General features: G+C 64.0%; 1 protein-coding gene. It reads right to left on the bottom strand.

Going from position 1 to position 763, the window contains the following annotated elements:
* Nucleotides 1-227, bottom strand: a 227-nt coding sequence (locus MKK75_RS22675) for a transposase (protein ID WP_244044775.1), incomplete at its 3' end; no start/stop codon positions are given.
* Between the last annotated feature and the right edge of the window lie 536 nt (nt 228-763).

The raw sequence follows: 763 nt of genomic DNA on the forward strand, positions 1-763 counted from the left end.
GCCACAAGCCGCCGCAAGCCAGCGCTCTCACGCTCAAGATCGTTCGTCTTCCTGGCCTGATCGAGCTTCAGACCACCGCATTCCGTGCGCCAGCGGTAGTAACTCTGCCCGGAGATCTCCGCCTCCCTGCCTGCAAGGGCCAAACTCTTGCCCTGGGCGGTCTGCACCGCGATCTGGCGCCGCTCGAGCACGACCTGCTCCGCGTTCGTCGTCTGACCGCGCCGCAGGTCCAACGCCTTTGGTCCTGGCTGATCCTCGCAATCAGCCCGGTCCAAAGCCGACCGGTCAGGCCACGGGTTCGTCAGCGTTCCTTGTGCTGCGCGCTGTGCGAGCAGTTCAGACTGTGTCGGACCTTGCTCGAATCGATCGTCCTCAGCGATCGCGCCGGGCCAGCTCCTGGCGCACTTGCTCTTTTACGGCATCGCGCACGGCTGGACTCTGAAGCTTACGTCGAAGACTTTCTTTCGTGTGCCCTTCGAATGCCAGCGCCGCCGTGTCATCCCAAGGATGGATTGCGCCAGCATCCTAAACCCCCACTCAAGGGCTGCTACCGCACCACAAAGCGACAGACCAGAACCGAGGGACGGCACGACGCCAGGAGGCGGCTGGTTTATTCTACGGCACCTCTGCGCCGGCCCGTATTGTGTATCCCTCGCGCAACCCAAAGCGGGGAGACGCCGCCCCAAGCGCACAGCGCCAGACGGCCGACCAATGTCGGCTTTCGGGAAACGCCGACGATGGTCCGCATGGCTGAACTGGGTCG

The sequence above is a fragment of the Methylobacterium sp. J-030 genome, assembly GCF_022829545.1.
Taxonomy (GTDB): domain Bacteria; phylum Pseudomonadota; class Alphaproteobacteria; order Rhizobiales; family Beijerinckiaceae; genus Methylobacterium.